Below are 14,003 nucleotides of genomic sequence, written 5' to 3'. Positions count from 1 at the left end.
GTCTTACTAAACAGTTTTCAAATCATCAGGAGATAAACATGGCAGTAACCAATTTGGCTGAACTGGATGCACTGGTTGCCCGCGTCAAAGAAGCACAGCGTCAATTCGCCAGCTTCTCGCAAGAGCAGGTAGACAAGGTCTTCCGCGCCGCCGCTCTGGCCGCCAGCAACGCCCGTATCCCCCTGGCCCAGATGGCCGTGGCTGAATCCGGCATGGGTATCATCGAAGACAAGGTTATCAAGAACCACTTCGCCTCCGAATACATCTACAACGCCTACAAAGATGAGAAGACCTGCGGCATCCTCAGTGAAGATGACGAGATGGGCACCATCACCATCGCCGAGCCGGTAGGCATCATCTGCGGTATCGTACCGACCACCAACCCGACTTCCACTGCGATCTTCAAGGCCCTCATCTCCCTGAAGACCCGCAACGCCATCATCTTCTCCCCGCATCCCCGCGCCAAGAACTCCACCAATACCGCTGCCAAGCTGGTACTGGATGCTGCCGTGGCTGCCGGTGCGCCGAAAGACATCATCGGCTGGATTGATCAACCCTCCGTCGAACTCTCCAACGCCCTGATGCGTCACGACGACATCAACCTGATCCTGGCCACCGGTGGCCCGGGCATGGTGAAGGCCGCCTACTCCTCCGGCAAACCCGCCATCGGCGTGGGTGCGGGCAACGTGCCCATCGTCATCGACGAAACCGCCGACGTGAAGCGTGCCGTCGCCTCCATCCTGATGTCCAAGACCTTCGACAACGGCGTGGTCTGTGCCTCCGAGCAGGCTGTCATCGTGGTCGACGCCATCTACAACCAGGTCAAGGAGCGTTTCGCGACCCACGCCGGCTACATCCTCTCCAAGGACGAAGCGGACAAGGTGCGTAAAGTGCTGCTGATCAACGGCGCCCTGAACGCCGACATCGTGGGCCAGCCTGCTACCAAGATCGCCGCCATGGCCGGTGTGACCGTGCCAGCCACCACCAAGATCCTCATCGGTGAAGGTCTGGAGCTGTGTGCCGAGGACGAGTTCGCTCACGAGAAACTCTCCCCGACCCTGGGTATGTTCCGTGCCAAGAACTTCGAAGAAGCCGTCGAAATGGCCTGCGACATGGTCAACATCGGTGGTATCGGCCACACCTCCGGTCTCTATACCGACCAGGATCGCAATGCCGACCGCATCAAGTACTTCGGCGACAAGATGAAGACCGCCCGTATCCTCATCAACACCCCCTCCACCCAGGGTGGTATCGGTGACCTGTACAACTTCGCGCTGGCCCCGTCCCTGACCCTGGGTTGCGGCTCCTGGAGTGGTAACTCCATCTCCGAGAACGTCGGTCCCAAGCACTTGATCAACAAGAAGACAGTCGCAAAACGGGCAGAAAATATGCTGTGGCACAAACTTCCGAAATCCATCTACTTCCGTCGTGGTTCCCTGCCGATCGCCCTGGGCGACCTGGAAGGCAAGAAGCGCGCCATGGTGGTGACCGACCGCTTCCTGTTCAACAACGGCTATGCCGATGAAGTGGTTCGCCTGCTCAAGAAGCTGAACATGGAAGTGGAGATCTTCTACGAAGTGGAAGCCGACCCCACCCTGTCCGTGGTCCGTAAGGGCGCCGAGATGGCCAACTCCTTCAAGCCGGACGTGATCGTCGCCCTGGGTGGTGGTTCACCCATGGATGCCGCCAAGATCATGTGGGTCATGTACGAGCACCCGGACACCGCGTTCGAAGACCTGGCCATGCGCTTCATGGACATCCGCAAGCGTATCTACAAGTTCCCGAAAATGGGCGTGAAGGCCGAACTGGTCTGTATCACCACCACGTCCGGTACCGGTTCTGAAGTGACCCCGTTTGCGGTCGTGACCGACGACGCCACCGGCATGAAATACCCGCTGGCCGACTACGAGCTGACCCCGAACATGGCCATCGTGGATGCCAACCTGGTGATGGGCATGCCCAAATCCCTGTGTGCCTTCGGTGGTATCGACGCAGTGACCCACGCCATGGAAGCCTATGTCTCCGTGCTGGCCAACGAATACTCCGACGGTCAGGCGCTGCAAGCCCTGAAACTGCTGAAGGACTACCTGCCCTCCAGCTACATCAACGGCGCCAACGACCCGGTTGCCCGCGAGAAGGTGCACAACGCCGCCACCATCGCCGGTATCGCGTTTGCCAACGCCTTCCTGGGTGTGTGCCACTCCATGGCCCACAAACTGGGTGCGGAGTTCCACATCCCCCACGGTCTGGCCAACGCCCTGCTGATCAGCAACGTCATCCGTTACAACGCGAACGACAACCCGACCAAGCAGACCGCGTTCTCCCAGTACGACCGTCCGCAGGCTCGCCGTCGCTACGCCGAAGTGGCTGACCACCTGGGCCTGACCGCTGCCGGTGACCGTACCGCCGCCAAGATCGAGAAGCTGCTGACCTGGCTGGACGAGCTGAAGGCCACCCTGGGGATCCCGGCCTCCATCCGCGAAGCCGGCGTGAACGAAGCGGACTTCCTGGCCAAGGTAGACCAGCTGGCCCTGGAAGCCTTCGATGACCAGTGCACCGGCGCCAACCCGCGCTACCCGCTGATCACCGAGCTGAAAGCCATCCTGATGGACACCTACTACGGCCGTCCCTTCATCGAGGAAGCCCCTGCTGCCGCCCCGATTGCAGCCAAGGTCGACACCAAGGTGGACAACAAGAAAAAATCCAAGGCCTGATAAACGCCACGGATGACAAGAGCCCGCGCACATGCGCGGGCTTTTTTGTTTGTCTATCTGTTTAATTTTGCTAGCTTGTTGATAGGCAAATTCGACAGAAGAGCTAGTCCATGGCGCTGATACAGGCCTCTATCGAGCAGTTGAGAGTCGGCCACTACATCCATCTTCCCACGGGATGGACGAGCCACCCTTTCATGTTCAACGCCTTCAAAATCAAGGACCAGCAGCAGCTCGACATCATCCGCCACCTCGACCTGCCCCTGCTGATGGTGGATCCCGACAAGAGCGATCTGCCGGTAGAGCCCCTGCTGCGGGCCGAACCCGTTCCCTCTCTTGAGATGAGCGACACCGGGGATACCGCCCCCTCTTCTGAGGGCCCCACCTTCGACGAAAAGGCGTTCAGGCGCTCCCTTCGCATCGCGGACAAGGCGTTCGGTCAATCCCTGTCAGATCTTCGCGACGCCCTTGGCGCCCTCAACCTCAAACCGGACGAAGGCCTGGCCAATACCGCGCAGATAGTGCGCAGCACCGCCGCCCGTCTGGCAGAACACCAGGGACTGCTCGGTCTGCACCTCATCCGCAGCCAGAACACGGATACCCTGCTGCAACACAGCCTGAGCGTGGCCTTCATCGCCATGTTGATGGCACGGGAGCTTGGCATGAATCCCGTCGAGATCGAGGAGACCGGTCTGGCGGGCCTGCTCCACGACATCGGCGAGCTCAGGATCCCGAGCCAGATCATCCAGAAGCGGGGGGAGCTCAGCAAGGCGGAGCAGAATTTCCTCAACATGCACCCCCAGTACGGACTGGAGATGCTCAACCAGTTGCAGGCTTTCGAACCCAGGATCCGCGAGGTCGCCTACCTGCATCACGAACGCCTCGATGGCAGCGGTTTTCCCCTCGGGATCAAGGGCGACAAGATCCCCCCCCTCGCCCGCCTCATCGGGCTGGTGGACCACTATGACGAGCTGCTTCACCCGCGCAGCGGCCTCAACCCGCCGGGACCCAGCCAGGTGATCGGCCAGCTCTACAAGCTCTCCCAGAAGAAGTTCGAGCAAACCCAGGTCAGGTTGCTGATAAAAGTGCTGGGGGTCTATCCACCGGGTTCCCTGGTGCGCCTGGATGACGATGCCCTGGCCCTGGTGCTCTCCACCGAGCCCAGCATGCCCCTCAGACCCAAGGTGCTGCCCTACCTCAAGGGACAGCGGCCGGAAGGGGTGGCCATGATCGATCTGCGGGAAGATGCGCGAAGCATCGTCGCCACCCTCAGACAGGAAGAGCTGGACGACGCGCAACGCGCCTTTTTCGGTCTGGGTCGGCGGGTCTGTTACTATTTCGCCTTCTGAGTTATCCCCAGAAGCTGGGGATAACTCATTGGACAAACCTGAATAATTGCTCAGGTCCCCTCGAAATCGTCCACCATTGGAGCTGGATAAAAAACGCCCAGCCGATGGCCGGGCGGAGCATGCCACCTCCGTGTGGCGTATCCGGTGGATACCTTCATGCTCGCATCAGCAATATCAAGCGGGCGCAGGTTACACAAATATCAATTTAACGTGCTGATTTTATATGGTTTTATTTCTCCATTCTGGCAAACTGCCGCAGCGTTCAGCCCGCAGCCCGCATCAAGACGGGCTCAGGCTCACCCTGCGTCATGACAACGCCCGGCTCCGGCATGGTGTTTGAGGAAGCTTTTTTATGCAACTAGTCCTCTCTCTGCTCCAGCAGATGAGCGTCAGTCTGGTCATCGCCTATCTTTTTTCCAAGAGTCCCCTGCTGCGTCCTCTGGCCAACTACTCCGTCAGGCTGCCCCACAAGGTGCTCATCTATGTCATCTTCTCCTGCTTTTGCATCCTGGGAACCTATGTGGGCCTCGACATCGATGACGCCATCGCCAACACCCGGGCGGTCGGTGCCGTACTGGGGGGACTGCTGGGCGGCCCCCTGGTGGGATTCCTGGTGGGGCTGACCGGCGGCCTGCACCGCTATACCCTGGGGGGGTTCACCGATCTCGCCTGCGCCATCTCCACCACCTGCGAAGGCTTGCTGGGGGGGCTGGTTCACTGGCGGCTGATGCGGGCAGGCAGGGTCAATGACCTCTTTGCACCCAGGGTCGCCTTCTTTACCACCTTCGTGGCCGAGATCATGCAGATGGTGATCATCCTGCTGGTCGCCACCCCCTTCGACAAGTCCCTGCTGCTGGTGCGCACCATCGCCACCCCCATGATCCTCGCCAACTCCTGCGGGGCGGCGCTCTTCATCAGCATGATCCGCGACCAGCAGCGGATGTACGAAAAGTTCTCCCGGGTCTTCTCCGCCAAGGCGCTCACCATCGCCAACCGCACCGTCGGCATCATGAGCCAGGGGTTCACTCCGGAGGCCAGCGGCAAGATAGCCCATATCGTTCAGGAAGAGACCGGCGTCGGCGCCGTCGCCATCACGGACACCGACAAAATCCTCGCCTTCATCGGCACCGGGGAAGATCACCACAAGCCGGGCACTCCCATCACCTCGGCGATCACCCTGCAAGCCATCGCCCAGAACAAGGTGCAGTTCGCCGATGGCAACAGCCAGCCCTATCGTTGCAGCATCTCCCCCCAGTGCCAGCTCGGCTCCGTGCTGGTGATCCCCCTGCAGGGTGACGAGGGGGTGATCGGCACCATCAAGCTCTATGAGCCCAAGAAGCGGCTCTTCCTCAAGATCAATCACACCCTGGGAGAAGGGATCGCCAACCTGTTGTCCCAGCAGCTGCTGGCAGGCCGCCTGGAGCAGCAGCAGCGCCTGCTGGTGCAATCCGAGCTCAAGCTGGTGCAGGCACAGATAAACCCCCACTTCCTGTTCAACACCCTCAACACCATCAGCGCCATTACCCGCCGCGATCCGGGACGGGCACGGGAGCTGCTGCTGCACCTCTCCCGTTTCTTTCGCAACAACCTCAAGCGCCAGAGCGGCCTGACCACGCTGCGGGAGGAGCAGGAGCACTGCCTCTCCTACCTGGAGATAGAGCAGGCCCGCTTTGGCGAGCGGCTCACCGTCATCAACGAGATCCCGCCCCACCTTGCCGAGGTGCAACTGCCGAGCTTCACCCTGCAGCCCCTCATCGAGAATGCCATCAAGCACGGCATCTGCTCCCTGCTGGGAGAGGGGCGACTTCGCCTATTCGCGAGGGAGACCCCCGAGGCGATCACCCTTTGCGTCGAAGACAACGCCGGGGCCTGGCAACCATCCGGCCAGGGGGATGGTCTGGGGATGAGCCTGGTGGACAAGCGCCTCAAGAGTGCCTTTGGCGAGCGCTATGGCATTGACGTCCAGTGGGAGCCAGAGCAATGGACCCGGGTCTCCCTGACGCTCCCACGACAACCCCGCACTACCGCCAAGGAGATGACATGATCCGCACCCTGATCGTCGATGACGAGCCCTATGCCCGCGAGGAGCTGGCAGAGCTGCTGGCCAGCGATCCCGACATCGAGATCCTGGGCATGGCGGGCAACGCCATCGAGGCGCTCGGCCTCATCCAGCAACGCAAGCCGGATGTGGTGTTTCTCGATATCCAGATGCCCAAGCTCAGCGGCATGGAGCTGGTGGCCATGCTCGATCCCCTGCCCCGCATCGTCTTTGTCACCGCGTTCGACGACTACGCCATCCAGGCGTTCGAGGAGAACGCCTTCGACTACCTGCTCAAGCCGGTGGAGCCGGCCCGCCTCGCCAAGACCCTGGCGCGGCTCAGGCAGGACATCACCCCGCAACCGGTCGGGACCCTGGCTCCGAGCATCCACCATATCCCCGGATACCTGCACAACCGGGTGCGGCTGCTCCCAACCTCCCAGGTGGAGTACGCCTTCTCCGATCTCGGCGGTGTCCATGTCGCCTGCCAGGGCGAGCTGTTTCACACCCAGCTCACCCTCAAGTCCCTCGAGGAGAAGACCCCGCTGCTGCGCTGTCACCGCCAGTATCTGGTGGCCCCGGCCGCCATCTTCGAAATCCGTTTGCTGGAGAATCAGCTGGCGGAGATCGTGACCCCGAGCGGGGCCCGGGTACCGGTCAGCCGCCGCTACCTCAAGGAGCTAAAAGACGAGCTGGGACTGGAATAAAGCGGGGCGCGATGTGCGCCGGATCACAGCGGACAACCGCTCGGGTCGCCATGTCGCCGCTCACCCCCTTTCACCTGCCGTTAACAGAAGTCCCCACCTACACTGGCTGCGCACACCAAAAAATAACAAAGCAGGAGCGTAGCAATGATCTGGTTCTTCCTCTGTGTCGGCTTACTTGTAGCCGGCTACTTCATATACGGCAAATTCATCGAACGGATATTCGGGCCCAAACCCGAGTTGAAGACCCCCGCCATCACCATGGCGGACGGGGTGGACTATGTCCCCATGTCGGACAAGAAGGTCTACCTGGTTCAACTGCTCAACATCGCAGGCGTCGGCCCCATCTTCGGCCCCATTCTGGGAGCCCTCTATGGTCCAGTCGCCATGCTCTGGATCGTCTTTGGCTGCATCTTCGCCGGTGCGGTCCACGACTATTTCTCCGGCATGCTGTCGGTACGCGCCAGGGGCGCCTCGGTGCCGACCGTGGTCGGTGAGCACCTGGGCACCGCCGCCAAGCACTTCATGAACCTCTTTGCCGTGGTGCTCCTGATGCTGGTGGGCGTGGTCTTCGTCCTGAGCCCGGCGGGCCTCTTGGCCAACCTCACCTCCACCGACCTGGTCTACTGGATTGCGGCCATCTTCGCCTACTACATCCTCGCGACCATCGTCCCCATCGACAAGATCATCGGTCGCTTTTACCCCATCTTCGGCGCACTGCTGGTCTTCATGTCGGTCGGCCTCATCATCGGCCTCATCGTCTCCGGCAAGGGCTTCTACAACACCGGGATGGACTTCTCCAACCTGCACCCGACGGATCTGCCGCTCTGGCCGCTGCTGTTTATCACCATCGCCTGTGGTGCCGTCTCCGGTTTCCACGCCACCCAGTCCCCGCTGATGGCGCGCTGCATGCAGAACGAGAGCTCCGGTCGCTTCATCTTCTACGGGGCCATGATAGGGGAAGGCATCATCGCCCTCATCTGGTGCACCCTGGGTCTCTCCTTCTACGACAGCACCGAGGCGCTCAACGCCACCCTGGCCAGCGGCGGCCCTTCTGCCGTGGTGCACGAAGTCTCCACCAGCCTGCTCGGTACCGTGGGCGGCATCCTGGCGATCCTCGGCGTGGTGATCCTGCCCATCACCTCCGGTGACACCGCGTTTCGCAGCGCCCGTCTCATCGTGGCGGACTTCCTTAACCTGACCCAGAAGCCCATGGCCAAGCGTCTGCTCATCGCCATCCCCATGTTCATCCTTGGCTTCATCATCTCCAAGGCCGAGTTCGGGGTGATCTGGCGCTACTTCGGCTGGGCCAACCAGACCACCGCCGTCATCATGCTGTGGGCTGCGGCCGCCTACCTCATCAAGGAAGGCAAGCTGCACTGGGTATGCACCATTCCCGCCATCTTCATGACCGCAGTGGTCATCACCTACCTGGCCAACGCCCCCATCGGTTTCGGCCTCGAGATGAATGTTTCCACCATCATCGGTCTGGTGAGCACCGCCCTCATCACCCTCGCCTTCCTGGTGAAATTCAGGCCCGCGCTGATCAACAAGCCCAGCGAAAGTTAATCCACGCCAACCATGTCAAAAAAGGAGCCGTCAAGGCTCCTTTTTTTGCTGAACATTTCCCTTCAGCAATGCCATACTCCCAGCGTAAATCCTTGTCATGGATACGACTTTACGGACTTGCCCCCAATAACATCAGCGTCTGTTTTGGCGACTTGGAAACCACTTAAGCTTCAGTACAACAAAACAACTTAAGATTTCGGGCCCGACAGGAGGGAAATCAGGTGGCTGACTGCCTTGCAGAGCCCTGTTCCCAATGACAATGCGGTGCGTCAAGCCAGCGGAGGCATAAATGGCACTCGATTATTTTGCTCTTGGTCTGCTTTTTTTTGTGGGTTTGGTCATTTTTTATGGGGTCATCGTCATTCACGACATTCCCTATGAAATAGCCAAGCATCGTCAGCACCCCCATCAGGACGCCATTCACGTGGCCGGCTGGGTCAGTCTGTTCACCCTGCACGTGCTGTGGCCCTTCCTCTGGATCTGGGCCACGATTTATCGCCCCGATCGCGGCTGGGGCTTCAACCAGCGGCTGCAGCAGGATGAAGATGATATCCAGCAGCTCAAACAGGAGCTGGCCGACCTCAAGGCCCGCCTCAATACCATCGAACAGACCGAGCAACAGGGATAAATCATGGACCTGCTACTGATCCTGACCTACACGGCCGTCTGCGTGGCCATCTTCAAAATCTTCCGTATCCCGCTCAACAAGTGGACCGTGCCTACCGCAGCGCTGGGTGGCGTGCTGCTCATTGGCACCCTGATCATGCTGATGAACTACAACCACCCCTATTCCGAGATGGCGCGGAACTACTATGTCTCCACCCCGATCGTGCCGCTGGTCAAGGGCCGGGTAATCGAGGTGCCGGTACAGGCTAACCAACCGGTGAAAAAGGGCGATGTGCTGTTTCGCCTGGATGCCGCCCCCTTCCAGCTCAAAGCGGACAGCCTGACGGCGCGGGTTGAATCCAACCGCAACCACCTCAAGTCCATCGAGGCCAGGCTGCGCTCCGCCAAGCTCGACCGGGATCGCGCCAGCGACCTGATGCGCCGCGGCGTCGGCAAGCAGCGTGACCTCGATGTCACCCAGGCCAACGTGGACGACATCGTGGCCCAGATCGAGCAACAACAGGCGACACTGGAAGATCTGCAGGCCCAGCTCGACGAGGCCAGGTACCAGGTCGAGCAGACCGTGGTCTATGCTCCGAGCGACGGCCACGTGGTACAGCTGGCCCTGCGCCCCGGCATGATCGCCACCCCGTTCATGTATCGTCCGGTGATGACCTTCATCCACAAAGACGAGACCGCCTATGTTGGCTGGTTCTGGCAAAACAGCATGCAGCGCCTGGCGGTGGGCGATGAGGCCGAAGTGGTGATCGACGGCATCCCCGGCAAGATCTTCCAGGGCAAGGTGACCGCCGTGATCCCGGCCATCGCCGCAGGCAATGTGCAGGCCAACGCCGGTTTGCTGGATCAGACCAGTGCCGTGCGACCGGGTCGCCTGCCGGTGCTCATCTCCATCACCGACCCCGAGTGGGCCAAGTATCAGGTGATCGCCGGGGCTAGCGGCCAGGCCGCCATCTACACCAAGCACTTCCACCATGTCTCGGTGATGCGCAAGGTGCTGCTGCGCATGGCCAGCTGGATGAACTACGTCTTCCCCTTCCACTAAGCGAAGACATTATCGCCAGCGGCCGGCACCATGCCGGCCCGCTGTTTTTTAGTGCCAGGATCCCTATAATGGCGCCATCCTGCACCACCCCATATCGATACCCCAAGCCTGCATGTTCGTTCTCAGACCCTATCAGACCGACGCGGTCAACGCCGTCATCAGCCACTTTCGCAAACACCCGGATCCCGCCGTGGTGGTGCTGCCCACCGGGGCCGGCAAAAGCCTGGTGATCGCCGAACTGGCCCGCAAGGCCCGTGGCCGGGTGCTGGTGCTGGCTCACGTCAAGGAGCTGGTGGAGCAGAACCACGCCAAGTACGAAGCCTGGGGACTCCGGGCCGACATCTTTGCCGCGGGGCTCGCACGCAAGGAGGCGAGCGCCCAGGTGGTGTTTGGCTCGGTGCAGTCGGTGGCGCGCAATCTGGATGCCTTCGACGGCGCTTTTTCGCTGCTCATCATCGACGAGTGCCACCGGGTCTCGCTCGATGACGACAGCCAATACCATCAGGTGATCGAGCATCTCAAGGCCGCCAATCCGGCCCTCAAGATCCTCGGGCTCACCGCCACCCCCTATCGGCTGGGGCTGGGCTGGATCTACCGGCGCCACTACCACGGCATGGTCAAGAGCCACGGCGAGCGGCTCTTTGGTGACTGCGTGTTCGAACTGCCCCTGCGCTTCATGGTGAAAAACGGCTACCTGACCCCGCCGCGCCTGGTGGACGCCCCCATCGTCCATTACGACTTCAGCAAGCTGGTGCCGCGGGAGAACGGCCTGTTCAGCGAGGCGCAGCTCAACGGCGAGATCAGGCGCCAGGAGCGGGTCACCCCCCATATCCTGAGCCAGGTGCTGGAGTATGCGGCCGACCGGCAGGGGGTGATGATTTTCGCCGCCACAGTCGAACATGCCCGGGAAATTCATGGCCTGCTCGGTGCCAGAGACCAGCAGGCCGCCCTCGTCACCGGCGAGACACCGGGACCGGAGCGCGACGCTCTAATCAGTGCCTTCAAGGCGCGCGAGCTCAAGTTTCTGGTCAACGTGGCAGTGCTCACCACCGGTTTTGATGCCCCCCACGTCGACCTTATCGTGATGCTGCGTCCCACCGAATCGGTGTCGCTCTATCAGCAGATTGTGGGACGGGGCCTGCGCCTCTCACCCGGCAAGAGCGATTGTCTGGTGCTCGACTACGCAGGCAACAACTTCAACCTGTTTGCCCCCGAAGTGGGGGAACCCAGGCCCCACGCCGGCACCGAGCCGGTTCAGGTGCCCTGCCCCGCCTGCGGCTTTGCCAACACTTTCTGGGGCAAGACCGACGAGGATGGCAAGGTGGTCGAACACTACGGCCGCCGCTGTCAGGGACTGTTTGAAGATGACGAGGGCAACCGCGAGGAGTGCGACTACCGCTTTCGCGCCAAGATCTGCCCAGGTTGCGGTGCTGAAAACGACATCGCCGCCCGCCGCTGCCAAAGCTGTGACCAGCTGCTGGTGGACCCTGACGACAAGCTCAAGGAGGCCCTCAATCTCAAGGACTGCATGGTGATCCGCTGCGCCGGTTTGACCCTGAGTGCCGGGCGCGGCAAGCAGGGGGAGCGGCTGGAGGTGACCTACCACGACGAGGATGGCCTGACCCTGACGGAGTACTTCCCCTTTCACTCCCGGGGTGCACAGCGCTTGTTTCAACAACGCTTTGTGCGTCATCATTGGCCCGCCCCGGGCCTGGAGCCCGAATTCACGACCCTGGCGAGCGTGATGCTCGCGGCAGACCAGTTCCGTCACCCGGATTTCGTCATCGCCCGCAAGTCGGGACGCTTCTGGCAGGTGAAGGAAAAAATATTCGATTACGAGGGGCGTTACCGGACTGCCAACGCCCCGCCCTGACCCCATGGCAGGCGATACCCGGCAGTCACCCGGTTTGATTATCGGGGCGGTTTCTGATGCCGCCCTTTCGTTCAGTTAGAGGATCCTATGCAGCGGCTGTTGATTGGTTTTTGTGCTCTCTTTTCTCTGGCGGTCCACGCCGCCCCGCTGACCCCGCCCAAGGGGGGCCAGTACGCCGTCATCGTACAGGGCAACAACGGGGTGGAATTTGCCCGTCACGCCGATGACATGATAGCCCCCGCCTCCACCATGAAGGTGCTCACCGCGCTCGCTGCACGCCTCGAACTCGGTGCCGACTTCCGCTTCGCCACCGACATCCAGGCCCAGCCCGGCGCCAAACAGGGCACCACCATCAACGGCGACATCTGGATCAACTTCGTCGGCGACCCGACCCTGTCGCGCATGGATCTGGTTGCCCTGTTCAAACAGTTGGGCGTCACCCGCATTCAGGGCAACGTCTATGTCAACACCGGTGCCTACAACGGCTATGAGCGTGGCAACGGCTGGTCCTGGGGGGATCAGACCCTCTGCTTCGCCGCTCCCGTCTCCTCGGTCATCATCGACAAGAACTGCGCCTACGGCACCATCACCGCCACCCAGATTGGCAAGCCTGCGGTGGGCAACGTGGCCACCGGCGTGCCCATCGGCATCGGCGCCGACAACGTGGAGGTGATGAGCTATGGCGACATGGCGCGTCAGTTCTGCGCTCTGGAAGTAGACATGGCCAAGGGCAACTTCTACGAGCTCAAGGGCTGCATCACCCCGAACAAGGAGCCACAAGGTCTGCGCTTTGCCATCCATGACGTGGAGGCCTGGGGCTGGGACAACATCCGCTGGGCCATGAACCGCGCCGGGATCAGCCACGACGGCCTGCTGCGGGTCACCCATCAGGCCCCTGTCGGTGCCCAGACCCTGGCGACCCACTACTCTGTCTCCCTGCCGGTGATGCTCGCCAAGATGTTGAAAAAGTCCGACAACCTCTACGCCGATACCTTCCTCAAAACCGTGGGGCGTCACTACTACAACAAGCCGGGCAGCTATCGCAGCGGCACCATGGCGGTGCGCGCCATCCTGACCAAGCACGGCATTGACCTTGGCAACGCCACCCTGGCCGACGGCTCCGGCCTCTCCGCCCACAATCTCATCAGCGCGCGCCAGATGTTGTCGGTGCTTAACTTCATCCAGAAGAACGATGCTGAGCTCGACTTCATCAAGCTGCTGCCAAGCTCCCAGGTAGACGGCACCCTGGCCTGGCGACGCAGCGTCACCGCTCCCATGATGAAGAACAAGGTACACGCCAAGACCGGTACCATCACAGGTACGTCGAACCTCGCCGGCTTCATCGACACCGCCGGTGGCCAGCGCAAGGCCTTCGTGATGTTCCAGCGCGGTCTCTCCCAGGATCCGGCAACCCACGAGCGCTACCGCGCCAGCAAGGCGCCCTGGCCCTGGACCGTCTTCGAAAAAGGCGTGCTGGAGAGCATCTACCAGCAACAACCCATCCAGATCGTCGAACAGTGATAGACGGGCTGCCTTGCCGGCAAGGCGGCCCGATTCCCCGGCCTTGGGGACGCTGGCGCCGTCATCAGCAGTGGGCGCAATCGGAGATGGCGAACGGAAGCATCGCTATTTTCAGCTTTGACTGACAGGGCGCCAGGGCTATGCTGTGCCCAGCCTCATCTCAATGGCCTTCTTCAACGGCTTGTTTAATGGAGAGAAAAGATGTTTGTAGAGATTTTTGGTCGTCCCGGTTGCCCCTATTGCGTGCGTGCCAAGCAGATTGCCGAGCAACTGACCGAGGAGCGCGATGACTTCGAGTTCCGCTACGTGGATATCAACGTGGCCGGGCTGACCAAGGACGATCTCGCCGCCAAGGCGGGCAAGCCGGTCACTACTGTGCCGCAGATCTTCCTGGATGAGCAGCACATCGGCGGCTGCACCGATTTTGAGGCCTATGCCAGAGCCAATCTGGGTCTGTAAGCCCCGACACCATGAAAAAAGGCGCCTCTGGCGCCTTTTTTCAGGTTCATCGCGGCTTTCCGGGGAAGGCCGCCTTGATTTTCAGAAAAAAGTATTCTGAGTCCCTAAAT

10 protein-coding genes are annotated in these 14,003 nt (G+C 61.2%); all 10 read left to right on the top strand.

Annotation, left to right across the window (positions count from 1 at the left end; all coding sequences use genetic code 11):
* Positions 1–38 precede the first annotated feature (38 nt).
* The 10 genes from adhE (at position 39) to PG887_RS11825 (ending at position 13,893) form a co-directional block, all read left to right on the top strand.
* Positions 39–2,714, top strand: coding sequence for a bifunctional acetaldehyde-CoA/alcohol dehydrogenase (adhE, locus tag PG887_RS11870; RefSeq protein WP_104455724.1), 2,676 nt, complete (start codon positions 39–41; stop codon positions 2,712–2,714).
* A gap of 110 nt (positions 2,715–2,824) precedes the next feature.
* On the top strand, positions 2,825–4,060 hold the full coding sequence (locus tag PG887_RS11865; protein WP_104455723.1) for an HD-GYP domain-containing protein: 1,236 nt from the start codon (positions 2,825–2,827) through the stop codon (positions 4,058–4,060).
* Between the two features lie 352 nt (positions 4,061–4,412).
* Positions 4,413–6,104 carry a sensor histidine kinase gene (locus PG887_RS11860; RefSeq protein ID WP_104455722.1) on the top strand — a complete coding sequence of 564 codons (1,692 nt, stop codon included), beginning with the start codon at positions 4,413–4,415 and terminating at the stop codon, positions 6,102–6,104.
* On the top strand, positions 6,101–6,805 hold the full coding sequence (gene btsR / locus PG887_RS11855; protein WP_104455721.1) for a two-component system response regulator BtsR: 705 nt from the start codon (positions 6,101–6,103) through the stop codon (positions 6,803–6,805). The genes PG887_RS11860 and btsR overlap by 4 nt, the downstream gene beginning before the upstream one ends.
* Before the next feature lie 144 nt (positions 6,806–6,949).
* Positions 6,950–8,371 (top strand): carbon starvation CstA family protein, encoded by a 1,422-nt coding sequence (locus tag PG887_RS11850; protein WP_104455720.1) that lies wholly within the window; start codon positions 6,950–6,952, stop codon positions 8,369–8,371.
* Between the two features lie 289 nt (positions 8,372–8,660).
* Positions 8,661–8,999: a DUF3302 domain-containing protein gene (locus tag PG887_RS11845; RefSeq protein WP_104455719.1), complete on the top strand. Its 339-nt coding sequence runs from the start codon at positions 8,661–8,663 to the stop codon at positions 8,997–8,999.
* A 3-nt stretch (positions 9,000–9,002) separates the two neighbouring features.
* Positions 9,003–10,040 (top strand): HlyD family secretion protein, encoded by a 1,038-nt coding sequence (locus tag PG887_RS11840; RefSeq protein ID WP_104455718.1) that lies wholly within the window; start codon positions 9,003–9,005, stop codon positions 10,038–10,040.
* A gap of 112 nt (positions 10,041–10,152) precedes the next feature.
* On the top strand, positions 10,153–11,913 hold the full coding sequence (locus PG887_RS11835; protein ID WP_254231927.1) for a DEAD/DEAH box helicase: 1,761 nt from the start codon (positions 10,153–10,155) through the stop codon (positions 11,911–11,913).
* A gap of 87 nt (positions 11,914–12,000) precedes the next feature.
* Positions 12,001–13,434: a D-alanyl-D-alanine carboxypeptidase/D-alanyl-D-alanine endopeptidase gene (gene dacB, locus PG887_RS11830; RefSeq protein WP_042017206.1), complete on the top strand. Its 1,434-nt coding sequence runs from the start codon at positions 12,001–12,003 to the stop codon at positions 13,432–13,434.
* 201 nt (positions 13,435–13,635) lie between these two features.
* Positions 13,636–13,893 (top strand): GrxA family glutaredoxin, encoded by a 258-nt coding sequence (locus PG887_RS11825; RefSeq protein ID WP_010674029.1) that lies wholly within the window; start codon positions 13,636–13,638, stop codon positions 13,891–13,893.
* Positions 13,894–14,003 lie beyond the last annotated feature (110 nt).

It is taken from the genome of Aeromonas sp. QDB14, assembly GCF_027707845.1.
Taxonomy (GTDB): Bacteria; Pseudomonadota; Gammaproteobacteria; order Enterobacterales; family Aeromonadaceae; genus Aeromonas; species Aeromonas caviae.
The sequence above is the reverse complement of the archived record's forward strand: the minus strand, read 5'-3'. Positions and strand labels throughout refer to the sequence as shown.

Coding starts and splice junctions, on each gene's coding strand:
- PG887_RS11840 (WP_104455718.1), top strand. CDS start 9,003: ATGGACCTGCTACTGATCCTGACCTACACGGCCGTCTGCGTGGCCATC.
- PG887_RS11865 (WP_104455723.1), top strand. CDS start 2,825: ATGGCGCTGATACAGGCCTCTATCGAGCAGTTGAGAGTCGGCCACTAC.
- PG887_RS11835 (WP_254231927.1), top strand. CDS start 10,153: ATGTTCGTTCTCAGACCCTATCAGACCGACGCGGTCAACGCCGTCATC.
- PG887_RS11850 (WP_104455720.1), top strand. CDS start 6,950: ATGATCTGGTTCTTCCTCTGTGTCGGCTTACTTGTAGCCGGCTACTTC.
- PG887_RS11825 (WP_010674029.1), top strand. CDS start 13,636: ATGTTTGTAGAGATTTTTGGTCGTCCCGGTTGCCCCTATTGCGTGCGT.
- PG887_RS11845 (WP_104455719.1), top strand. CDS start 8,661: ATGGCACTCGATTATTTTGCTCTTGGTCTGCTTTTTTTTGTGGGTTTG.
- dacB (WP_042017206.1), top strand. CDS start 12,001: ATGCAGCGGCTGTTGATTGGTTTTTGTGCTCTCTTTTCTCTGGCGGTC.
- btsR (WP_104455721.1), top strand. CDS start 6,101: ATGATCCGCACCCTGATCGTCGATGACGAGCCCTATGCCCGCGAGGAG.
- PG887_RS11860 (WP_104455722.1), top strand. CDS start 4,413: ATGCAACTAGTCCTCTCTCTGCTCCAGCAGATGAGCGTCAGTCTGGTC.
- adhE (WP_104455724.1), top strand. CDS start 39: ATGGCAGTAACCAATTTGGCTGAACTGGATGCACTGGTTGCCCGCGTC.